Genomic DNA, 20,909 nt, shown 5'->3' with positions numbered 1-20,909 from the left:
GGGAACGGGCCCGGCGGCGGAAGGCAGGCTTTATGCCTGGTTCAGGACGAATTTCTCGATGACATGCCGCACGCCTTCCTCGTTGTTGGTGCGCGTCACGTAATCGGCCACGGCCTTGAGCGAGTCGACGGCATTGCCCATGGCGACGCCGAGCCCGGCCGTCTCGATCATGTCATGATCGTTCCACGAATCGCCGATGGCTATCGTCTCCTCCAGGCTGCAGCCGACATGCTGCGCCAAATGGCGCAGGGCGCTGCCCTTGGTTCCTTCCCGGTGGGTTATTTCCAGGAAGTGAGGCTTGGACTTCGTAATATGGACATCCGGCCCAAGCAGCTCTTTCAATTCGGCGGCGGCCGCGTCCAGCGTCGCCGGCTCGTCGATGATGAGCATTTTAGTGGAAGGGGAAGCGAGCAGCCGATCGAAATCCGGTTCGATCGTATATGGAATATCGGATAGCTGCGCATAAGCGATCAGCTTGTCGTTTTCCTGGCGGGCGTACAGATGATCGTCGATATAGAGCTGAAGATGAAGGCCGCGTTCGTCGCAGTAGCGGAGCAGGCGCATCGCCGCTTCCTTCGGCACCGCCCGCTCGTACAAAATATGGCCGTCCATCACGTTTTTCACGAGGGAGCCCTGGTAGGTGATCAGCGGAACGTTCAATCCGGTCTGCATGGCCAGGTTGCGGGCGGACGCATACATGCGGCCCGTGGCGAGCGTGACCGCAGCGCCTGCGGCGACAGCCCGCTCCAGCGCGCGCTTCGTGCCGGGCGTAATCTCCTTGTCGTCCGTAATGAGGGTATCGTCGATATCAATGGCAATAAGCTTGTACAATGTCGATGTCTCTCCTTTTTCCGAGCCGCCCGGCATTCTCTCGATGTCAGACCGGCGCTCCGATGATAGTCAATTGCTGCAAGAATCTCTCCCTCTATTGTACCGCATGCCGCCCCCATTTCAATTCGGCGACGAGCATTCCCGCCAAAATCAGCAGGCAGCCTATCACCGCCCACAGGCCGAGCGTCTCTCCGGCGAAGGTAACGCCCGTAATAGCCGCGAAAACCGGCTCCATCGCGAAGATGACGGCGACTCTGCTGGCCGAGGTGTATTGCTGGCACCACGTCTGCGCCCAGTACGCGAAGGCGGTGGAGATGCAGATGGAGATCAGCAGGGCGACGATGACCTTCGGCTCCGCCAGCGCTTCCCGCAGCGCCGCTCCCGTAAGCTGCGGCTCGAACAGGAAGGAGCTGCCGGCGGCGGCCAGCGCGACGACCGCGAACTGCACCGTGACGAGCGGAACGGTATTATGGATGGCCGCATATTTCCCGGTGAAGGCGATATGGAGGGCGAAGCAGAACGAGCACAGGAGCACGTAGCCGTCTCCCTCATTCAAGTGAACCGCACCGCCATTGAAGGCGAGAAAATAGAGCCCGGCCAGCGCCAGAGCGGCTGCGATCCAGGTAGGGGGCTGCAGGCGCTGCTTGGCCAGCCACAGGCTGATAAAGGGCACGAGCACAACCGACAGCCCGGTAATGAAGCCGGCATTGGTCGTCGTCGTGTATACGAGGCCGATGGTCTGGAAGGCGTAGCCCCCGAACAGGAACACGCCCAGCAGCGCGCCGTGCAGAAGCAGCGCCCGCGTGCCTGAGCGGCTGTTGCTCCGGCGCCGCCTTCTGCCCAGCAGCGCGACGAGGCCGAACAGGAGCGCGGCCCCGGCGAATCTTACGGCGTTGAAGGCCAGCGGGGGCAGGACGAATACGGCATGCTGAACCACGAGGAAGGTGCTTCCCCATACGAAAGCGACAAACAACAAGCATAAATCCGATGCGAATTTTCGATGTTTCACCGAAGCGACGCTCCTTTGATGTGCACATGAATTTTCAAATTTTACAGCAGGCGCGGCAAGTTGGCAAGAACGAAGCGCATTGGCTTCGATCCGGTTCCCTGCATGGCGGGGCGGGAAGGAGACGAACCTTGCGGGGAATCGGTGTGGACGGCTTATTTTCCGGTTCGGTATAATGAGGGGAGAACGAGGAATGGAAGTGAATCCATGATGACCACTGGCGAGCATACGAACACGCTTCTCCTGATACGGAGCTTATATCCTTCATTAACGAAAACGGAGAAGAAAATCGCGGACTACGTGCTGAGAAGCCCGGACGAGGTCCTGTACGCGACGGTGACGGATCTGGCCGAGAAGTCGGATGCCGGCGAGACGTCGGTGCTGCGGTTTTGCCGCAATCTGGGCTATACCAGCTACCAGGAGTTCAAGCTGTCCCTGGCCAAAGATCTGGTAACGCCGCTCAAGCATGAAGAGAGCGAGATCGACGAGGAGGACGATCTGGCGGCCGTGGCGCAGAAGATGACGCTGGAGAACGTCGCTTCGCTGGAGCAAACGCTGTCCCTGTTGAATATGAAGGACCTGCAAGCAGCGGTGGAAGCCATCATCCGTTCCAACCGGATCTTTTTCTTCGGCGTCGGCTCATCCGCCATGACCGCGATGGATGCGCAGTACCGCTTCATGCGGCTGGGCTTCGCGGGAGAGGCGATATCGGATCCTCATGTGATGGCGATGAACGCGTCGCTGATGACCGAGCAAGATGTCGTGTTCGGCATCTCCACCTCGGGCAGCACGAAGGATCTGGTCGATGCCGTGCGCCTGGCGAAGGAGAACAACGTTTTTTTCATCTGCCTCACGAGTCACGCCAAATCGCCGCTCACGAAATACGCGGATTCGATTCTGCTGATCCACGCGAAGGAGACGCCGCTTCAGGGCGGGGCGTTTTCCTCCAAAATCGCGCAAATTCACGTGCTTGACATGTTGTCCGCCGCCGCGGGGCTGCAGGCGAAGGAGAGGGCGCACCGCGCTCTCCATCAGACGGCTCGGGCCGTGCAGGACAAATTATACTGATTGAATGACGGCCTGGCGCCGATGCGCGGGCTCAAAACATAGACAGGCCCGGGCTATCTTGTCGTTCAAGACAGTCCGGGCCTGTGCGATCTATTCGTTCAGCATGACGAGTCCGATGAAGTCTTCCGCGCTGATATTGCCGAGATAGTGGTTGATATCCATGCCGGCAAGCGCTTCGCGAATCGCCTGCTCTTCATAGCGGACGCCCTGCAAGCGCGCCTCGATATCGCTGACTTCGCCGACTCCGAAGAAGTCGCCGTATATTTTCATGCGCTGAATCAATCCGTCCTCGACATCCATGCGCACGTCGACGATTCCGGCCGGGAACTTCTTCGAGTGCTCCACATTGAACTTCGGCGATGAGCCATAATTCCAATCCCAGTTCTGATAACGTTCCCGCGAGATGCGGTGAATCGTCTCCCAATCCTGCTCCGTCAGCTTGTACTGCGGCACCTGATCCGGTTCCATCCCGAAAATATGGCGCAGGATCGCGTTCTTGAACTCCCCGATGCTCATCGGCTCGGCGAGAAACTCGGAAATGTTGGCGACGCGGGAACGAATCGATTTCGTTCCTTTGGATTCGATTTTGATCGGCTTGACCTTGAGCGCCGATGCGACATGCTCCATCTCGGACTTGAACAGCAGCGTGCCGTGGCTGAACATGCGCCCGCGCGTGGAGAATTGGGCATTGCCGGATATTTTCTGCTCTCCGACCTGGATGTCATTGCGTCCGGTCAAGTCGGCATTGACGCCGAGGGAGCGGAGCGTATCGATGACCGGCTGCGTAAATTTGCGGAAATTGTGAAATGATTGCCCGTCATCCTTCGTGATGAAGCTGAAATTCAAATTGCCTGTATCGTGATACACGGCGCCTCCGCCCGACAGGCGGCGCACAACGTGGATGTTGTTCGCTTTGACGTAATCGTTGTTGATTTCTTCGATCGTATTTTGATTTTTCCCGATAATGATGGAAGGCTCGTTGATATAGAATAACAAATAGCTGTCTTCTTCCAGCGGCAAATGCTTCAGAACAAATTCCTCGATCGCCAGGTTGACGCGAGGGTCGGTGATGCCTTGATTGTCGATAAACTTCATGGCTCGTCCGCCTCCTTCTTCTGTTAATTGTAATCAATTTGGAACAAAACACAACTTGCATTTGATATTGATAATCGTTATCAAATATAATGGGAGTATCGGATGCATAGAAAGAGATTAAGAGGAAAAAGTCATTCAAGGAGGATAAACCATGTCAATTGCAAATACAATTCGGGAACGCCGGAGCATTCATCGCTTCTCGGATCGGCCTGTCGACAAGGAACTGGTGCTGTCCCTGCTGAACGATGCCGTCTGGGCTCCCAATCACGGGCTTCGCGAGCCGTGGCGGTTCATTTATGCGGCAGGAGAGGCGAAGAACCGGCTCGTGCGCTGCGTGATGGATCTGGTCGAAGGAACGAAGATGAGAGGCTGGGACGAAGAGAAAAAGGAGAAGTTCATCCAGACGAATCTGGCCGTGCCCGCTTACCTTATCGTCGTCATGCCTGAGGATCCGCGGCCGAACATTTGGGAAGAGGATCTGGCGGCCGTAAGCGCCCTGATTCAGAACTTCCAACTGCTGGCGTGGGAACGCGGGCTCGGAATGCTGTGGCACACCGGGGACTATATTTATAATCGCAAGTTCCGTGAAATGGCTGGGGTGCAGCCGGGCGAGAAGATCGTCGGTGTGCTGCGCATGGGGCATTTCGATGAGATTCCGCCGGCCCGCCCGCGTACGGACGCGTCGGAACGCTTCACCGAGCTATCTTAAAATCATACTTATCACTGACAAGCGCAGGGCCCAGGGCCGCTGCGCTTGCTTCATGCTGTCAATGTCAGGAACCGAAGTAATCGTTTTCAAAATTAGGGAAGGTCTGAGGAGTCCGCTTTCTGATACCGGTAGTACAGCAACAACTCGACCGTATACTTGATGATCCAGGCGGCCAGCAGCACGCTGACCAGCAAATGAGCGCTGACGAGCGGGGACAGCAGCAGAGTGCTTGTATCGGACACATAAATCAGATAAGCCGCGCAGCAGGCAACCGAGAGCACGAGAAAGACCAATCCCATCTGGTTCGCCTGCAGCGAGATCAGACGTGACAATTCCTTGTCTTCGGGCTCGTCTTTGGACATGAAGTTCACGAAGTACATAACGGCCTGCACGACGGCGGCGACGCCGAATACGTTGCGGGCCAGCGCCATCATCTCTGTGCTGTACAAACCGATGTCGCCTTTGAGGCGAAACAGTATCACCGCGTAATAGGTAGTGACGATAATGGCGGCGCCCAGGGATGCCCATGATGTTTTGTGATGCACCGACATAATTGAACCTCCTTGAGCTTGACATAGCATTGCGCCAATACCGGTCTGCAATGTGATTATACAGCATTTAACAGCAGCGTTACAGTGTGCGATGTGCCAATGTTTTTCGGCATTTCGTAGAAAAGGAAAAACCGTTTGACGAATGGGTCTGCGTTACGCATAATGTACCATGAGAAATCATGCGCGTCCTGCTTCCTCCGCCTGCCTTCAGGCTGGACCGGGGAGTGCGGAGCGTACGGCAGAACAGGGCAGACCGGACCGATTGACGATGGCGGAGTTCCATTGGAACGACCGCTATAGAGATATTGTACGCGACCGTCTGTCCGTCTTCAAGGAGGGGCTTATGGTCACAATTGAACGGTTTGGACATGGCGGGGACGTATGGACGGCAGCGGAGGCTTTCGGGCGAACGAGCGGCGAGTTCGTGGATTTCAGCGCGAACATCAATCCTCTTGGACCGCCGCCGTCCGTCATGGCGCGGCTCAGGGAGGAGCTGGCCGGCATTATTCATTATCCCGATCCGGGGCACCGGCGGATGAAGGAGGCGCTGTCCCGCCGCCTTCAGGTAGGCTGCGAACAGCTATTGATCGGCAACGGCGCTGCCGAGTGCATGGCTCTGGCGATTTTGGCGCACGCGCCGCGCACGGTCGGCGTGGTGGCGCCCTGCTTCTCGGAATACGAGGCGCTGTCAAGGCAATTCGGTGCGGACGTCGTGCGCGTCATCGGACAGGCTTCCCGGGATTACCGGGCGGAGTGGCCGGAGCTGGAGCGGCTGATTGCGGATGCCGATATGGTCTTCCTCGGCCAGCCGAACAATCCGACCGGCGCCGTGTATGAGCGCCGAATGCTGGAGGAAGCGGGAAGGCTGGCGGAGCGGAACGGAACGCTGTTGATTGTGGACGAGGCGTTCATCGATTTTCTCCCGGACGAGGAAGAGTCGAGTCTGCTGCGGTTCGCGGCGGACAGCCGGAACGTGCTTGTCATCCGGTCGCTGACGAAATTTTATGCCATTCCGGGCCTTCGCCTCGGGTATGCGGCGGGCCATCCGGATACGATCCGCTCGCTTGCTTCGAAGCAGGTCACGTGGAGCGTGAACGGGCTGGCGCTGGCGGCCGGCGAGGCGCTGCTCCTTGACGAAGCGGCGGACGACTACGCGGAACGGACCCGAAGCCTGATTGCCGGCGAGCGGGAATGGCTGAGCGGGCAATTGACCGCGCTTGGCCTGCGGCTGTGGACGAGCCAGGCGAACTTCCTGCTGGGGGAGGCCGCGGCGCCTTGGAGCGCCCGGGGCTTGCAGGAAGAACTTGGACGACGGGGCGTCCTCATCCGCAATTGTGACGGGTATGCAGGGCTTGGGGCCGGACATTTCCGCGTCGCGGTGAAGGACCGTCAGGCAAATAAACGTCTAGTCGAGGCCCTGCAAGCTGTGTTACATTTATAAGATGTGGATCCTGCAATGGGCAGAGGCTTCCATCCGTTGGCTTTGCCCATTGCGGGGACAGCAGGAACGAGAGGCAAGGCCGTCCGGCTTTCGGCTCGATAGATTTTAAGGTGAAGCCCGCTCTGCCAGCGCGTGTTCTTGTTCAAACAGCCGGTTCCTCAAAACCGGGCAGGGGACAGGAATCAGCCCCTTTTTGGAACGGTAGCTGTGAGGACAGCGCGCAGGCGGATCGGACAAGCAAGGGGGAAGCGTGATGCAGCCTTGCCGTGAAGGCATTCGCAGCTATGCATCGGAAGTCATGCCCGGCGTGACGGTAAGCTGGAGGAGCGAGACGATGACCGTGGAGCTGACGCATCGTGCTCCGGTATGGAGCAGCGCGGTATGGAACGGGGGCTCCGCGCTGGCATCGCGCATTATGAACCGGATGGTTCGGTCGGGCTTCGACTGCTCCGATCCGGTTGCTTATATGAAGGAGATATGCCTGCAGCAAGGGTATGCTCCGGACACGACGGTCGGCCTGATGACGGCGGCGAAGGTGACCCATGCGTCCGTCATGGAAGAGGAGGGCGACGGCTTCTCCATGCTCTGCGTGACGACGGCCGGAACGGGCAACGCCGCCCGCGCCGGTCTGCCGCGGCAGGTGTACTCCGCTTATGAGCCATTGAAGCCGGGCACGATCAATTCGATCATCGTGCTGGACGGCAGGCTCGACGAAGCGGCGGTATGGAATTCGGTCATTACCGCAACGGAAGCCAAATGCGCCGCGCTGGACGATCTGAGGGTGATCGACCGGGAGACGGGCCGCGTCGCGACGGGGACGACAACCGATGCGGTGGCGATCGCGATCATCGACAGCGGGCGCTACGAGGCCGTTCATCGTTATGCGGGCACGGCGACGACGCTGGGCGCCGCCTTGGGGCGGCTGGTGTACGGCACCGTGGCGGAGTCGGTGCGCACGCAGCGGGAAGACGACGGGCCGCTGTTCGAATAAGAGAAGCAGGCGCGCCACTGCCAGGCAGCCGGGGAACGCGGCCGCAGCGGCAGTGGAGGAGCGGGCTGCAGGCAAGAGGAGTCTGGTGAGCAATCATGATCGCGGCATTAATAATCATCGCAGCATATGTATGGGACCGGATTGTTGGGGATCCGAGGTGGCTTCCTCATCCGGTCATCGGCATGGGGAAAGCGATCTCGGCCCTGGAACGCCTTCTCCGAAGGGCGGCTCCGTCCGAAGCGGCGCTCAAGCCGCTGGGCTTTCTGCTGCCGCTGGTGATGGCGGGCGGGGCATTTGGCTTGACGTGGGCGGTGCTCGCCGTGCTCTATGCTGTCAACATCTGGCTGGGCGCGGCGGCGGAGGCGCTTCTGATCGGTACGACCATCGCCACGAAAGGGCTTCGCGAAGCCGGCATGGCCGTCCATGCCCGGCTGTCGGCAGGGGATCTGGCCGGGGCGCGGCGCGAGGTCGGCATGATCGTGGGAAGGGACACCGAGACGCTCGATGAACCCGAAATTACCCGCGCCGCCGTCGAGACGGTGGCCGAAAATATTATGGATGCCGTCATCTCGCCGCTCCTCTACGCGGCCATCGGCGGCGCGCCGCTGGCTATGGCCTATCGGGCTATCAATACGCTGGATTCCATGGTCGGCTATAAAAATGAGAAATACGCCAATCTCGGCTACGCCTCCGCGCGGCTTGACGATCTGGCGAATTGGATACCGGCGCGCTTGACCGCGCTGTTGATCGTAATCTGCGCCCTGTTCGGCTATGACGCGAAGCGGGCATGGAAGACGGCGCTGCGCGACGCGCCGAAGCATCCGAGCCCGAACAGCGGCTGGCCGGAAGCGGCCACCGCCGGGGCGCTCGGCATCCGCCTTGGCGGATTGAATTGTTACAAAGGCGTATGTTCCTTCCGCGCCTATATGGGCGATCCCGTCGTCGTGACGGGAGGGGAACATATTGCGGCAGTGTGCAGGCTGCTGACCCGAAGCACGCTGCTCTTCGCCATCCTGGCCGCAAGCGTCCTCTGGGCGTGCGGCGGATGGCTCCTGTAGACGAAAGGCGAATGAAGGAGTAATGGGATGAAATGAAACAAAAGCGCACATACAAAGCTCCCCCCGTTCGCCGCAAGCGGCGTCAAGCAGGAGCTAGACGACAAGCCCGGCCCAAGCCTCCGCGCTGCGGCACCCGGCATATCCGCCGCCGCGCGGGCGCTTCCAGCGTCATCGTGCGGTTCGCGCTCGTCAGACATTCGCTGACGCAGGCGAATGTGGAGCGGCGGTATATCAGCTATACGGACAGTCCGCTGCTCCCGGAAGCGGAAGAGGTGCTGCGGCCGATGCGCAGGGCGGTGGCCCATCCGGCGCCGCTCCTGTATACGAGCGATATGCGCCGCTGCCGGGAGACGCTGGCTCAGCTTCGTCCGCGCGATGCGCAACGGGCTCATGTCGACACAAGGCTGCGCGAATACGATTTTGGGATGTGGGAAGGCTTGACGTACAACGATCTGAAGGAGGATCCGTCCTACCGCCGCTGGCTGGACGATATGACCTCTGTCCAGCCCCCGCGCGGCGAGCCATGGCAGACCTTCAGCACGCGGACGGCGCATGTCTGGTGGGAGATTCTGCAGAAGGCCGGCAGACAGACGGCCGTGACGCCGGGTCAAGGCATCCGCGGGAATCGCCATCGGCGGGAGCGCGAACCGGACAGGGACGCGTCCGATCAGAGCGGCGGGCGGGGCAGAACGGCCCGGCTGCGCCGGAAACGTCCGCGCCAGGTAGGCAACGCGTATGAGGCGCGGCCCGATGTGCTCGTCGTTACGCATGGAGGCATGGTGCGCAGGCTGTACACGCTCGCCTTCCCGAAGAAGACGTTCTGGGAAGCGGCCGTCCCGATCGGGGCGGGGATCTTGATTACGGCTGCAAAGTCTCCCCGCCGCTGGAGGTTCCTGCGGGCGGAGCGGCTGCCTTGAGGGGCACGAGCGGCGGAACAGACAGATGCCCTGTGGTAGGAGATGTCCTGCGGTATGTGAGGAATGTTATTGCATGGACAGGGCAATTCCCCTATAATCAATAGTCAAGCTAGATGGAAGACAAGCGAATAACAATCTATCGGGTCCTTGCGCCGCACGAGCATTGAGCTTGTGCCCAAGGATAATAGGGAAGCCGGTGCGAATCCGGCACGGTCCCGCCACTGTAAATGGAGTGCTGCGCTCACAATGCCACTGTCTCCGCGGATGCAAGCGAATCCGCCGATGGGAAGGCGAGCTCGGCAAGATGCTCCTAAGTCAGGAGACCTGCCCGATAGGAGGACGAGTTATTTCCTTCGCGGAGAGGAGCGGCGTCATTGGAACGGACTTCCCGTTGCTGCCGAGCGGACATGCTGTTTAACAGCGTGAGATCGCCAGGCAGATCAGAGTGGAAGATCCCATCCAGGAGACTGCGTTCCCCCGATCCCAGGATCGGGGGTTTTGCGTTTGTGCGCTCTTTGACAATCCCGCCTTCAAGCGGATGGAAGAACCGGCCAGGCAGAAAGCCGTGCCGGAGATGACTTGGAGCCGGCCCTTCCGCGGGAGGGAACGGCATTCGCAACGCTTCCGCAATGAATGAGGCATGCATATTCAGCTAAGTGAGGGAGAACAAATGATGAGCAAATGGTGGAACAAGACGATAGCGGTCGCGGCAGCGGCCATGCTGGCTTTGAGCTTGGCTGCTTGCGGAGCTGCACCGGCAAAAGAGGCGGACAAGGCTCCTGAGACGGCGCAGCAGCAGGAGAACGGCAATGCAGCTTCCGAAGCCGGGAAGACGACCTATCCGTTGACGGTGAAGGATGCGACCGGGCATGAATTCACGTTCGACAAGGCGCCGGAACGGATCATTTCCGTATCGCCGGCCGAGACGGAGTCGCTATTTGCCCTTGGCCTTGGCGACAACATCGTCGGCGTATCCGATTATGACGATTATCCGGCAGAAGCGTCCCAGAAGCCGAAAATGGGCGGCATCACGAAACCGAATGAGGAAGCGATCATTGCGGCGAAGCCGGATGTCGTATTTACCGGCATTTCGATGAAGGAAGAAGCCGTCAACAAATTCCGCGAACTGGGCATTGAAATTTTCAAGGTCGAGCCGAAAACTTATGATGACGTAATCAGTAATATCGAGCTGTATGGTCTTATTACCGATCATCAGAAGGAAGCCAAAGAGATTACCGATCAGATGAAAAAGGTGCGCGAGGACGTAGCGGAAGCGGTTAAGGGCGTTACCGAGAAGAAGAAGGTCTATATTGAATTCTCGCCGGGCTGGACCGTCGGCAGCGGCGAATTCATGAACGAGCTGATCGAGCTGGCGGGCGGCGTCAATATTGCGGCGGCGGACATGACCGGATGGAATCAGATTAATGAGGAGAACATCATCAAGGCGAATCCGGACGTCATTCTGTTCGCGAAGGATCTCGTCGACAGCGAGACGAACAAGACGCTGGAAGACATTATCCGCGGACGCAGCGGCTGGGACGCGATCACCGCGATCAAGGATAATCAGCTGTTCGGACTGGACAACAACAAGCTGAGCCGCCCGGGCCCGCGCGTGGCCGAAGCGCTGCAGGATGTGGCGAAGGCGATCTATCCTGACTTGTTCAAATAGATGATGGGATGGACATATCGATGAAAAAAGGGTTGGGCTTTGGAGTAGCGATGTTGGCGCTGCTCCTTTTATCTATTGTAGGCTGCCTGTCCGTCGGATCGGTGAAGATGCCGATGGGCGAGATTGCGAAAATATTGCTGCATCATGTCCCCGGGCTGGAATCGCTCATTCCCGTCACCTGGGACGAGGCATCCGCGACCATTATGCTCAAGGTCCGCTTCCCGCGCGTCGTGCTCGCGATGCTCGTCGGCGCGTCGCTGGGACTGGCGGGGACGGGCTTCCAGGGCGTGCTGCGCAACCCGCTGGCGGATCCGTACACGCTGGGCGTGTCTTCCGGAGCCTCCGTCGGCGCCGCGCTCCTGATCTACTTCGGTCTGCAGTATGCGCTGCTCGGACAGTGGACGATTCCGATCGTCGCCTTCGTGACCGGCACGCTGACGCTGTTGGCCGTCATGCGCCTGGCCAGGGAAGACGGCAAAATCCCCATCGAGACGCTGATTCTGGCCGGGGTCGTCACGCAGGCGTTCCTCGGCTCGATCGTCTCCTTCCTCGTCGCGATGTCGAAGCAGACGATCAACGAGATTTTGTATTGGGTCATGGGAAGCCTGGCGCTGCGGGGCTGGTCTTATTCGGCCGTGCTGGCGCCCTATATGGCGCTCGGGCTTATCGCCCTGATCGCCTATGCCCGCCCGCTCAATCTGCTGGCCCTCGGAGAGCGGCAGGCGTCTCATCTCGGGCTTAATGTCGAGCGCACGAAGTGGGTCGTTCTGCTCGTCTCGACGTTCATTACGGCGGCCGCCGTCTCCGTATCGGGGGTTATCGGCTTCGTCGGGCTCGTCGTCCCGCACATGATTCGGCTGCTGGTCGGCCCGGACTATCGCTTGATCGTGCCGTTCTCGGCTGCGGGCGGAGCGATTTATGTCATGTGGGCGGATACGATCGCGCGGACGGCGCTGGCACCGACCGAAATACCGCTCGGGGTGGTGACCGCCTTCATCGGGGCGCCGTTCTTCGCGTATCTGCTGATCCGAAATAAACGGTCGAAACGGAGGAGATGGTCATGAAGACGGGAGACGCGCATCGGGAAATCACGGCGAAGCCGGGGGCATCGTCCGGGCAGAACCGCCCGGGAGAGCCGATTCTTCAGGCCGATCATATCAGCAAAAGCTACGGCAGCCGCTCGGTGCTGAATGACGTCTCCTTGACCGTCCGCGCCGGAGAATGGGTCGGCATCATCGGCCCGAACGGCAGCGGCAAGTCGACGCTGCTGTCGCTGCTGTCCGGCGCCGATTCTCCTGCCGGCGGGCGGATTGAGCTTATGGGGCGCTCCCTTCGCTCCTACTCGCGCAAAGCGCTGTCGCAAACGATGGCGGTCCTGCTCCAGGAGTCGCTTCCGCCGATCGGGTACTCGGTTCGCGAGGTCGTCGAGATGGGCCGCTTCCCGTACCAGTCCTGGTTCGGCTCGGAGGCGGAGGACAGCGGACCTTATATCGATTCGATAATGGAACGGCTGCAGTTGACGGAACTGGAGGAGCGGCCGATCGACCGGCTCAGCGGCGGCCAGCGCCAGCGGGTCGCTCTGGCGAAGCTGATGGCGCAATCGCCGTCTATTGTGCTGCTGGACGAGCCGACGACCTATCTGGACATCCGTTATCAGGTGCAGTTCATGGATGTCGTCCGCGACTGGCAGCAGGACTGCGGCCTGACGGTGGTCTCGGTGCTGCATGATCTGAACCTGGCGGCGCTGTATTGCGATCGGCTCGTCGTCGTGCATGAGGGGCGCATCGCTGCCGACGGCGCTCCGGAAGAGCTGATGTCGCCGGATGTCATCGCGCGCTACTTCGATACCCGCACCGCCATCGTGCCGCATCCGGGGAACGGGCGTCCGCAGCTGCTAATGTGCCCGGCCCATACGGAGGCGGAAGAGGAGACAAGGATAAAACAGGCGCAGAAGGAAGTGGAGGCCGGGACAGAGGGCGATGAGGCGGCAAGACCATGAGGGAGACGAGAGCATGAAGGCGGCGACAGCCGGTAACAAGGGAAGCCTTGGACGGCAATTCGAGCGGATTCCACGGCATGGCGGAAGATTGACAGACGAACACGCAGGAAAAGAATCATTTCTGTAATTGGGATGAACATCGATGGCAGTGACAACTAGCAACCACAATGGGAAAACGGAGATGAATGAGATGAATGCGATGAATAAACGGCTTAGCGAAGTAATCGGGCGGATCCCTGCTCTGGACAAGACGGCGATGGAGGCGGCTGCCGCGCATCAAAATCAACTGACGAAGCCTCCGGGCAGCCTCGGGCTGCTGGAGGAGCTTGCGGTTCAACTGGCCGGCATTACGGGGACGGTTACGCCGGAATTCAAGCAAAAGGCGATTATCGTGATGGCGGGCGATCATGGCGTCTGCGCGGAAGGGATCAGCGCCTTCCCGGCCGAAGTGACCCCGCAGATGGTCATGAACTTTCTTGCCGGAGGCGCGGCTGTCAATGTGCTGGCGCGTCAGGCCGGAGCCGAGGTCATCTGCGTCGATGTCGGCGTCAACGCCGATTTGAGCCACCCGCAGCTCCAATCGCGCAAGGTGCGCCGCGGCACCGGGAACATGGCCCAAGGTCCGGCGATGACCCGGGAAGAGGCAGTGGCGGCGATTCTGGCCGGCGTCGATACGGTGAACGAGTGCGTCCAGGCTGGAATTCGCATGTTCTCTACAGGGGAAATGGGCATCGGCAACACGACGCCGAGCGCGGCCATTTTGTGCGCCTTGACCGGATTGGCGCCGGAGGAGGCCGTAGGCCGGGGAACCGGCATCGGCGATGCGCAATGGACCCACAAATGCAACGTGGTGCGCCAGGCGCTTGAAGTGAACCAGCCGGATCGCAACGATGCGCTGGATGTGCTCGCGAAGGTCGGCGGACTCGAGATCGCCGGACTGGCCGGCGTCATTCTCGGCGCGGCGGCCCATCGCCTCCCGGTCGTCGTCGACGGCTTCATCTCCAGCGCGGCGGCGCTGGCGGCGGTGCGGCTCGCTCCGGCGGCGCAGCCTTATCTGATCGCTTCGCATCTCTCCGAAGAGCGCGGTCATGCCGCCTTGCTGGCCGAGCTTGGCCTGAAGCCGGGCTTGCACTTGAATATGCGTCTCGGCGAAGGAACGGGCGGCGCTCTGATGTTCCCGGTTATCGACGCTTCGCTGCGCATCATGCAAGAGATGGCCACCTTCGCCCAAGCGGGCGTATCCAACAAAGACACGGACGATAGCGAGGGACAAGCATGACGGGTACGGCTGCCGAAGGAAATAAGCTTGTCCTCGTAACGGGCGGCGCGCGCAGCGGCAAAAGCGGCTTCGCGGAGCGGCTGTTCATGAAGCGCATCCCGGATGGAGGCATCTATGTCGCGACCGCGGAAGCCCATGATGACGAGATGCGCGACCGCATTCGCCGTCACCAGTCGGACCGCGAGCAATCGGGCTATGGCTGGAAGACGGTAAACGAGCCGCTCCGGCTGCCGGAATGGCTCGCTCGCACCAGCGCTGACGCAGAGGCCGCCCATGAAGGGCCGGCCGTGCTTATCGACTGCCTGACGCTCTGGCTGTCGAACGAACTGCTTCAGGCGGAGCGGCAATGGGGAGAGGGGCCTGAAGCTGAGCGCTATCTGGAGGCGCGCATCGAACGGCTGGCGGAGGAAGCCGGCCGCTTCCGCGGCACGCTGGTGATGGTGACGAACGAGGTCGGGGACAGCATCGTTCCCGTCTACAAGCTGGGCCGGATGTTCCGTGACGCAGCCGGCCGCTTGAACCAGCGCATCGCCGGGAAGGCGGATGAAGTGTATCTCGTGACCGCAGGCATTCCGATCGAGCTGAAGAGCCGGGAGGTGCGGCTATGAAGAAGACATGGCAAGGATTCGTTGCGGCGATGCAATTTATGACCCGGATCCCTGTCCCGTTCTCGGTGCCGTTCACGAACGAGGTGCTGAAGCGAAGCACCTTCTTCTTTCCGCTGGCGGGCTTCTGCATCGGCGGGCTGGTCTGGGCGGCCGGCTGGGGATTGCTGCATCTGCTTCCCGTGTTTCCGGCGGCCGCGCTGACGCTTACCCTGGCCGTTGCGCTGCAGGGCGGGCTGCATATGGACGGCTGGATGGACACGGCCGACGGCGTGCTCAGCTCGCGTTCCCGCGAACGGATGCTGGAGATTATGAAGGACAGCCGCAGCGGCGCGATGGGCGTTATCGCATGCGTTCTGCTCCTGCTCCTCAAATGGACGTTCCTCGTCTCTCTGATGGAGCTGGGCTTCTGGAACGGCTGGGTTGTCGTTCCGTTCATCTGGTCGCGCGCCGCGATGGTATTGGCGCTGGCGAGCAAGCCTCAGGCGCGCCCGGAAGAGGGGCTGGGCGGGTATTTCCTTGGCGTGAAGGCGGGGCATGTCACGATCGCCTATCTGCTGGGCTTCGCGCTTGCCCTCCTGGCCGTCGCGGCATCGGGAACGGCAGAAGCCGGATCGAGCCTGAACGCAATCACGGGACTGGGACTCTCGTCCCCGGCCGCCGCCATCGCGATGAGCGTCGCCGCGCCGCTGCTGTGCACGGCGGGGGCCTGCCTGCCGATGCAATATTTGTCGCGCAAGCTGGGCGGCCTGACCGGAGATACGTACGGCGCGATTAACGAATGGACGGAGGCCGTCGGCTTGCTGCTGCTTCTCCTGGCGGCAACCGGGAAAGGATGAAGGATATGAGCGAGAAATCCGGCGCCGGACAAGGCGCGGAACAGGCGAAGGAGACGGAGGGACGGCCGCGGGGGCGGACGATCATGCTGCAAGGAACCGCCTCCGATGTGGGCAAGAGCGTCGTGACGACGGCGCTATGCCGGATATTCAAGCAGGACGGGTACCGGGTAGCCCCGTTCAAGTCGCAAAATATGGCGCTCAATTCATATGTGACGCCGGACGGCAAGGAGATCGGGCGCGCGCAGGGCGTACAGGCGGAAGCTTGCGGCATCGCGGCGACGACGGATATGAATCCGGTGCTGCTCAAGCCGACGAAGGACATGCATTCGCAGGTCGTCGTGCACGGCAAGCCGTATAAGAACCTGAGCGCCCGCGATTACCGGTCCGGCTTCCTGCCCGAAGCGAAGCGGACCGTGGTGGAGGCGGTGAACCGGCTGCGCGCCGCCTACGATATCGTCGTCATGGAGGGGGCGGGCAGCCCGGCCGAAATCAATCTGAAGCAGAATGATATCGTCAATATGAATATGGCTGCCTGGGCGGAGGCTCCCGTCCTGCTCGTGGCGGACATCGACCGCGGCGGCGTGTTCGCTTCGATCGTCGGCACCCTGGAGCTGCTCGAGCCGCATGAACGGGAGCGGGTTCAAGGATTCATCATTAACAAATTCCGCGGTGACGTCACGCTGCTCCAACCTGGACTCGACTGGCTCGAAGAGCGCACGGGCATTCCGGTGATCGGGGTGCTGCCTTATGCCGACGATCTGGATATTGAAGCGGAGGATTCGGTCGCGTTGGAGCAATGGAAGGGGAAGGCGCTCCCCGAGAACGACCTGGATATTGCGGTCGTGGGCTTGCCGCGCATTTCCAACTTTACGGACATCGATCCGCTGGCCGCGGAGCCTGATGTGCGCATCCGCTATATTCGCCGGCCGGAAGAGCTCGGCGCGCCGGATGCCATCATTATTCCGGGGACGAAGAGCACGATGGCCGATCTTCAATGGATGCGGGAGAACGGGCTGGCCGACGCGTTGGTGACATATGCGAAGGAAGGGGCCGTGACGGGCATTTGCGGAGGCTATCAAATGTTGGGCGTGCATCTGCGCGATCCGTATGGAGCGGAGGCCGAGTCGGGGGCGGTCATGGACGGCCTGGGGCTGCTCCCGATGGAGACGGTGTTCGCCGCCGGCAAGCGGACGGAGCGCGTGCGGGGAACGGTCATCGCCTCCGGACTGCGCGGGACGCCGCTCGAGGCTTGCCCTATGGAAGGCTACGAGATTCATATGGGCCGTTCCCTGCCGACGGCGGCGGATATCGCGGCCGAACCGCTGCTGGAGCTCCGGGCCGCGGACGAGGCGGATGCCGCTCCCGCCGGGCAGGACGGCCTGCTGCATCCGAATGGACGCATCATGGGCACCTATTTGCATGGCTTGTTCCATAATGACGCCTTCCGCAGGGGCTGGTTGAACAGGCTCCGCGAGGCGAAGGGGCTTGCGCCTCTGCCCGTCGAATTAAACTTTGCCGCCCAGCGGGAGGCTGCCTTTGACCGCTTGGCGGATCGGGCTCGCAGCCACTTGGACATGGAGCGGATCTATCGTATACTGCGGATTGCGGAACCGCAGTCCTGACATTGAGAGGGGGGCAGCTATGCCGTCTCCCCGCTTGATGGTCAGCGGATAGCGGACAGTCCGGCGCTTGCGCTGCAGGTGCCGGGCTTTCGGCGTCCGCTGCAAAGGGCTTGCGTGGGGGGCTTAGCCTCTTCGAAGGACTCTCCCTTTTACTCAGAATCTGTCCTGCTCAAAAGTGCTTGTACCCAAAGACGCATTGTGCTCCCCCCGATGCATAGTGCCTCCTGATGTCTCATGCCTCCTGATGTATCGTGCTTCCTGATGTCTCATGCTTCCTGATGTCTCGCGCCTCCTGATGTATCGTGCTTCCCGATATCTCGCGCTTCCCGATGTACTGTGCATTCTCAATATAATAGGCCTCCCGGGTTCTGACCCGATGGGAGAGTGGCCGTAAGGGAGAAAGACCGTTCCTTATCCCCTGTTCCCATGAATGTTCCTGAGCACGTTTCTAATCACATTTCTAAGCATGTTTCGTTTCTAAGCATCTTCCTAATCATCTTCCTAATCATCTTCCTCTAGCATGTTTCCAACCAAAGTCCCGTTTGACAGCATGTTTGATAATGATTATCATTATAAACTAATAGAATGGCACCGTAACGCTTTTTATGAAAAGGAAGCCATCAAAGACCGCGATTCGCCGCGCATGCAGCGGGTGAGATTACATAGGGAGCGGGAGAAATGAACGATAGATTAAAGACCGAATGGCTCGTGCGCGAAGGAGCGCCGGATCTCCATTTGACCGTGGCGGGCGGCGAAGACGCCAGGGCGACGATAGTGCTGGTCCATGGCATCGGCTGGCATGCCGGCTTCTATGCGGACCTGATGAGCCGGTTGAGGAGGGAAGGACTGCGAGTTGTCGCGGTCGACCTTCGCGGGCATGGCAAGAGCATGGGAGGCCGGGGGCTGCACACGTATGAGGAACTTCTGGAGGATGCGCTTGATGTCGTGGACGCCGCGATACGCAACTATGGGCCGGACGTATACCTGTTCGGCACGAGCTTCGGCGCGTCGGTTGCTTATTACGCCGCGAGCCAAGACTGAAGGGCCTTATTTTGCACAATGCATGGGATATTCGGAATCTGCCCGCGACGATAGACAAGCGGCGCATTGACTCCATATTAAGCAAATACAGGCATGAGCCCGAGAGAATGATTCCTTTGCCCGTGAACGGCATGTCACAGACTTCGCCCTGCCTACGCTCGTGATTACGGGGGACAAGGATGGCATGCTGCCGCTCGAGTATACGAAGGAGGTCTTTTGCAATCTGGCCACCACGGAGAAGGATATGGCGGTCGTTGCCAACGCGGGCCATATGGTTATGATCGAGCATGTCGAATGGGCTGTCCCGATCATTTCCGGATGGATGGAACGCAGGCTGGGAAGAAGTCAGGTCCGTTGAAGCGGAGTGCGACGGATAGCAGGTACGGGATGCCAGCGTGCGGGAACGGAGGACAGGCGTGCCGGAACGGAAGACGGGAATGCCGGGAAGGACGGACAAGGCGCTTGGAAGGATGGGGCAAGCGATGGGAAGGACGGCAGGCGAAGGAGATGGATGCTTCCGGCGGCCGGAGCACTGGAATTCAGTTGCCTTGAAGCCTTGAATTGGCAAGGGCCGTCCGCCCTGAAGCCGCTTGTGTTGCGGCTGTAAAGAGATTACAATCAAGGGAGTCTGGCTTGAGGCCGGGGTCCTTCTTTTTTTGTCGCGTTTCCGGAAGGGAGAAGAAGGGTAAAGATTTATATTAATCGCGTTGCGCTTGCATCGGCGGAAGGAAAGGAATACGCCATGTTTACGATTCTCATCGCCATTTTCACGATACAAATCGTCTATGTCTCTTTTTTCACGCTGCGCATGATCCTGACCTTGAAGGGACAGCGGTATTTGGCCGCCTCGATCAGTACGGTCGAGATTATCATCTATGTGCTCGGCCTGAATATGGTGCTCAAATATTTGGACGAACCGGTCAGCCTGATCGTGTACGCCGTCGGGTACGGCATCGGGGTGCTGGTCGGCTCCTGGATCGAGGACAAAATTGCGCTTGGCTATGTCGTATTCAAGGTCATCGTCAACAATCCGGACAGCCCGCTGCCGAATTATCTCCGGGATCATGGCTTCGGCGTCACCTCCTGGATCGGCAGCGGCCGGGATGGCCATCGGCTCATGCTTGAGGTGCTGGCGAAGCGGAAGAACCGCGGCATGCTCCAACAATCGATTTTGGAAATCGAACCGAAGGCATTTATCGTTACCTCCGAGCCGACACAGCTTCACGGAGGATTTTGGACCAAGGTCACGCGCCGCTAGGGCGCGAGGCCTTTTTTTGGTGCGCCCAGCATGGGCGCTATCTCTAGGGTTCAAGTCCCGAACGGTGAAGGCAGTAGTAGCCGTAGCTTAAGACAAGGGTGTCGACCGTGAGGTCGAATCTGAAGGAAGTCGGCGGCAAATCTCCGGTCTGAGGAACACGAACTTCATATAAGGCTAGCGCATGTTGGATGAGGTTGCCAAACAAACCAAAGTCCTTACTGCCGAAGGCATGCGAAAGTAAATGAAGCAGATAGATGGAGAGGAAGATAGCGCTCTTACCTGGGGAGATCTGTATGAACGCAGAGTAACTCTGTAAATCTGCCTGTGAAGGCAGACTGAACATACAGAAGTCAGCAGAGGTCATAGTACGACGGTTGTGACGTCAACGGTCGGAAGGACTGAACATGTTATAGGAATTGAACAACTTGGATTTCGAATGTAAGCAATGAAGGCAGACAATCTCCTGTTTTTATTCTCGGAGACCTATCTGGGGAAGTAGCGGTGAATACGCAAGGGTATCCAGAAGGGCTGAGCTTACAGCGGCATGAACAGAAGAACAATTCACGCGAGGAGTATGTCACGAATGATGGAGTTGCTGTTGTCACGGGAAAACTTGCTAACTGCACTGAAACGTGTGGAGGAGAACAAAGGAAGCCACGGCGTAGACGGAATGGCCGTAAAAGAGTTACGAGCCCACATCCTGCAAAACTGGCAAGAAATCCGTCACCGCTTGAAAGAGGGAACCTATGAGCCAAGTCCAGTCCGTCGGGTCGAAATCCCGAAACCGAACGGGGGAGTTCGGCTATTAGGCATACCAACCGTGACAGACCGATTCATTCAACAAGCAATAACGCAAGTATTGACACCGGTGTTTGACCCTGCATTTTCCGAACATAGCTATGGGTTTCGTCCGCGCAGACGAGGCCATGA

20 protein-coding genes, 1 pseudogene and 1 riboswitch are annotated in these 20,909 nt (G+C 59.7%); of the genes and pseudogenes, 17 read left to right on the top strand and 4 right to left on the bottom strand.

The features are described 5' to 3' along the window. Positions 1-30 precede the first annotated feature (30 nt). Entirely contained in the window at positions 31-867 is an 837-nt protein-coding gene (locus ABD76_RS24340) for a Cof-type HAD-IIB family hydrolase (RefSeq protein WP_197259588.1), read from the bottom strand. A gap of 58 nt (positions 868-925) precedes the next feature. After that, the gene (locus ABD76_RS24335; protein WP_197259587.1) at positions 926-1,840 is read right to left on the bottom strand and encodes an EamA family transporter; all 915 of its coding nucleotides are present in this window, start codon (positions 1,838-1,840) and stop codon (positions 926-928) included. Positions 1,841-2,047: 207 nt separating this feature from the next. Between ABD76_RS24335 and ABD76_RS24330 the strand changes: the two genes are divergently transcribed. After that, positions 2,048-2,905 (top strand): MurR/RpiR family transcriptional regulator, encoded by an 858-nt coding sequence (locus tag ABD76_RS24330; RefSeq protein ID WP_197259626.1) that lies wholly within the window; start codon positions 2,048-2,050, stop codon positions 2,903-2,905. Between the two features lie 90 nt (positions 2,906-2,995). Here the strand turns inward: ABD76_RS24330 and ABD76_RS24325 are convergent, their stop codons facing one another. Next, positions 2,996-4,000, bottom strand: a complete 1,005-nt coding sequence (locus tag ABD76_RS24325; RefSeq protein ID WP_197259586.1) for a lipoate--protein ligase — start codon at positions 3,998-4,000, stop codon at positions 2,996-2,998. 151 nt (positions 4,001-4,151) lie between these two features. On the opposite strand from ABD76_RS24325, the gene ABD76_RS24320 reads away from it, so the two are divergent. Then, entirely contained in the window at positions 4,152-4,709 is a 558-nt protein-coding gene (locus ABD76_RS24320; RefSeq protein ID WP_197259585.1) for a nitroreductase family protein, read from the top strand. A 92-nt stretch (positions 4,710-4,801) separates the two neighbouring features. Here ABD76_RS24320 and ABD76_RS24315 read toward each other — a convergent pair whose 3' ends face one another. After that, positions 4,802-5,260 (bottom strand): phosphatase, encoded by a 459-nt coding sequence (locus ABD76_RS24315; RefSeq protein WP_197259584.1) that lies wholly within the window; start codon positions 5,258-5,260, stop codon positions 4,802-4,804. 343 nt (positions 5,261-5,603) lie between these two features. Here ABD76_RS24315 and cobD point away from each other — a divergent pair, with 343 nt between their 5' ends. The 15 genes and pseudogenes from cobD to ABD76_RS24240 all read left to right on the top strand — a co-directional run. Further along, positions 5,604-6,701, top strand: a complete 1,098-nt coding sequence (cobD, locus tag ABD76_RS24310; protein ID WP_197259625.1) for a threonine-phosphate decarboxylase CobD — start codon at positions 5,604-5,606, stop codon at positions 6,699-6,701. A 253-nt stretch (positions 6,702-6,954) separates the two neighbouring features. Further along, positions 6,955-7,692, top strand: coding sequence for an adenosylcobinamide amidohydrolase (locus tag ABD76_RS24305; protein WP_197259583.1), 738 nt, complete (start codon positions 6,955-6,957; stop codon positions 7,690-7,692). A 95-nt stretch (positions 7,693-7,787) separates the two neighbouring features. Then, the gene (gene cbiB / locus ABD76_RS24300; RefSeq protein WP_197259582.1) at positions 7,788-8,750 is read left to right on the top strand and encodes an adenosylcobinamide-phosphate synthase CbiB; all 963 of its coding nucleotides are present in this window, start codon (positions 7,788-7,790) and stop codon (positions 8,748-8,750) included. Positions 8,751-8,782: 32 nt separating this feature from the next. Then, entirely contained in the window at positions 8,783-9,667 is an 885-nt protein-coding gene (locus ABD76_RS24295; protein WP_197259581.1) for a histidine phosphatase family protein, read from the top strand. Positions 9,668-9,791: 124 nt separating this feature from the next. Next, a riboswitch (cobalamin riboswitch) is annotated at positions 9,792-10,013 on the top strand. Positions 10,014-10,340: 327 nt separating this feature from the next. After that, positions 10,341-11,336 (top strand): ABC transporter substrate-binding protein, encoded by a 996-nt coding sequence (locus ABD76_RS24290; RefSeq protein WP_197259580.1) that lies wholly within the window; start codon positions 10,341-10,343, stop codon positions 11,334-11,336. 20 nt (positions 11,337-11,356) lie between these two features. Next, positions 11,357-12,400: a FecCD family ABC transporter permease gene (locus ABD76_RS24285; protein ID WP_197259579.1), complete on the top strand. Its 1,044-nt coding sequence runs from the start codon at positions 11,357-11,359 to the stop codon at positions 12,398-12,400. Beyond that, a complete protein-coding gene (locus tag ABD76_RS24280; protein WP_242069780.1) occupies positions 12,397-13,335 on the top strand; it encodes an ABC transporter ATP-binding protein in 939 nt (312 codons plus the stop codon). The genes ABD76_RS24285 and ABD76_RS24280 overlap by 4 nt, the downstream gene beginning before the upstream one ends. A 199-nt stretch (positions 13,336-13,534) precedes the next feature. Then, entirely contained in the window at positions 13,535-14,614 is a 1,080-nt protein-coding gene (gene cobT / locus ABD76_RS24275) for a nicotinate-nucleotide--dimethylbenzimidazole phosphoribosyltransferase (protein WP_197259624.1), read from the top strand. After that, positions 14,611-15,222: a bifunctional adenosylcobinamide kinase/adenosylcobinamide-phosphate guanylyltransferase gene (gene cobU / locus ABD76_RS24270; protein WP_197259578.1), complete on the top strand. Its 612-nt coding sequence runs from the start codon at positions 14,611-14,613 to the stop codon at positions 15,220-15,222. The genes cobT and cobU overlap by 4 nt, the downstream gene beginning before the upstream one ends. Next, entirely contained in the window at positions 15,219-16,058 is an 840-nt protein-coding gene (cobS, locus tag ABD76_RS24265) for an adenosylcobinamide-GDP ribazoletransferase (RefSeq protein ID WP_197259577.1), read from the top strand. The genes cobU and cobS overlap by 4 nt, the downstream gene beginning before the upstream one ends. Then, on the top strand, positions 16,055-17,680 hold the full coding sequence (locus ABD76_RS24260; RefSeq protein ID WP_420901967.1) for a cobyric acid synthase: 1,626 nt from the start codon (positions 16,055-16,057) through the stop codon (positions 17,678-17,680). Before cobS ends, ABD76_RS24260 begins: the two co-directional genes overlap by 4 nt. 678 nt (positions 17,681-18,358) lie before the next feature. Further along, a complete protein-coding gene (locus ABD76_RS24255) occupies positions 18,359-18,721 on the top strand; it encodes an alpha/beta hydrolase (RefSeq protein ID WP_197259575.1) in 363 nt (120 codons plus the stop codon). Positions 18,722-18,905: 184 nt separating this feature from the next. Then, on the top strand, positions 18,906-19,079 hold the full coding sequence (locus ABD76_RS24250; protein ID WP_197259574.1) for a hypothetical protein: 174 nt from the start codon (positions 18,906-18,908) through the stop codon (positions 19,077-19,079). A gap of 384 nt (positions 19,080-19,463) precedes the next feature. Continuing rightward, positions 19,464-19,979 carry a DUF2179 domain-containing protein gene (locus ABD76_RS24245; RefSeq protein WP_006678106.1) on the top strand — a complete coding sequence of 172 codons (516 nt, stop codon included), beginning with the start codon at positions 19,464-19,466 and terminating at the stop codon, positions 19,977-19,979. A 583-nt stretch (positions 19,980-20,562) separates the two neighbouring features. Next, positions 20,563-20,909, top strand: a pseudogene (locus ABD76_RS24240) (group II intron reverse transcriptase/maturase); the annotation flags it as partial.

The organism is Paenibacillus dendritiformis, assembly GCF_015845845.1.
Lineage (GTDB): Bacteria > Bacillota > Bacilli > Paenibacillales > Paenibacillaceae > Paenibacillus_B > Paenibacillus_B dendritiformis_C.
The sequence above is the reverse complement of the archived record's forward strand: the minus strand, read 5'-3'. Positions and strand labels throughout refer to the sequence as shown.

Coding starts and splice junctions, on each gene's coding strand:
- ABD76_RS24340 (WP_197259588.1), bottom strand. CDS start 867: ATGCCGGGCGGCTCGGAAAAAGGAGAGACATCGACATTGTACAAGCTT.
- ABD76_RS24330 (WP_197259626.1), top strand. CDS start 2,048: ATGACCACTGGCGAGCATACGAACACGCTTCTCCTGATACGGAGCTTA.
- ABD76_RS24325 (WP_197259586.1), bottom strand. CDS start 4,000: ATGAAGTTTATCGACAATCAAGGCATCACCGACCCTCGCGTCAACCTG.
- ABD76_RS24320 (WP_197259585.1), top strand. CDS start 4,152: ATGTCAATTGCAAATACAATTCGGGAACGCCGGAGCATTCATCGCTTC.
- ABD76_RS24315 (WP_197259584.1), bottom strand. CDS start 5,260: ATGTCGGTGCATCACAAAACATCATGGGCATCCCTGGGCGCCGCCATT.
- cobD (WP_197259625.1), top strand. CDS start 5,604: ATGGTCACAATTGAACGGTTTGGACATGGCGGGGACGTATGGACGGCA.
- ABD76_RS24305 (WP_197259583.1), top strand. CDS start 6,955: ATGCAGCCTTGCCGTGAAGGCATTCGCAGCTATGCATCGGAAGTCATG.
- cbiB (WP_197259582.1), top strand. CDS start 7,788: ATGATCGCGGCATTAATAATCATCGCAGCATATGTATGGGACCGGATT.
- ABD76_RS24295 (WP_197259581.1), top strand. CDS start 8,783: ATGAAACAAAAGCGCACATACAAAGCTCCCCCCGTTCGCCGCAAGCGG.
- ABD76_RS24290 (WP_197259580.1), top strand. CDS start 10,341: ATGAGCAAATGGTGGAACAAGACGATAGCGGTCGCGGCAGCGGCCATG.
- ABD76_RS24285 (WP_197259579.1), top strand. CDS start 11,357: ATGAAAAAAGGGTTGGGCTTTGGAGTAGCGATGTTGGCGCTGCTCCTT.
- ABD76_RS24280 (WP_242069780.1), top strand. CDS start 12,397: ATGAAGACGGGAGACGCGCATCGGGAAATCACGGCGAAGCCGGGGGCA.
- cobT (WP_197259624.1), top strand. CDS start 13,535: ATGAATAAACGGCTTAGCGAAGTAATCGGGCGGATCCCTGCTCTGGAC.
- cobU (WP_197259578.1), top strand. CDS start 14,611: ATGACGGGTACGGCTGCCGAAGGAAATAAGCTTGTCCTCGTAACGGGC.
- cobS (WP_197259577.1), top strand. CDS start 15,219: ATGAAGAAGACATGGCAAGGATTCGTTGCGGCGATGCAATTTATGACC.
- ABD76_RS24260 (WP_420901967.1), top strand. CDS start 16,055: ATGAAGGATATGAGCGAGAAATCCGGCGCCGGACAAGGCGCGGAACAG.
- ABD76_RS24255 (WP_197259575.1), top strand. CDS start 18,359: ATGAACGATAGATTAAAGACCGAATGGCTCGTGCGCGAAGGAGCGCCG.
- ABD76_RS24250 (WP_197259574.1), top strand. CDS start 18,906: ATGCTGCCGCTCGAGTATACGAAGGAGGTCTTTTGCAATCTGGCCACC.
- ABD76_RS24245 (WP_006678106.1), top strand. CDS start 19,464: ATGTTTACGATTCTCATCGCCATTTTCACGATACAAATCGTCTATGTC.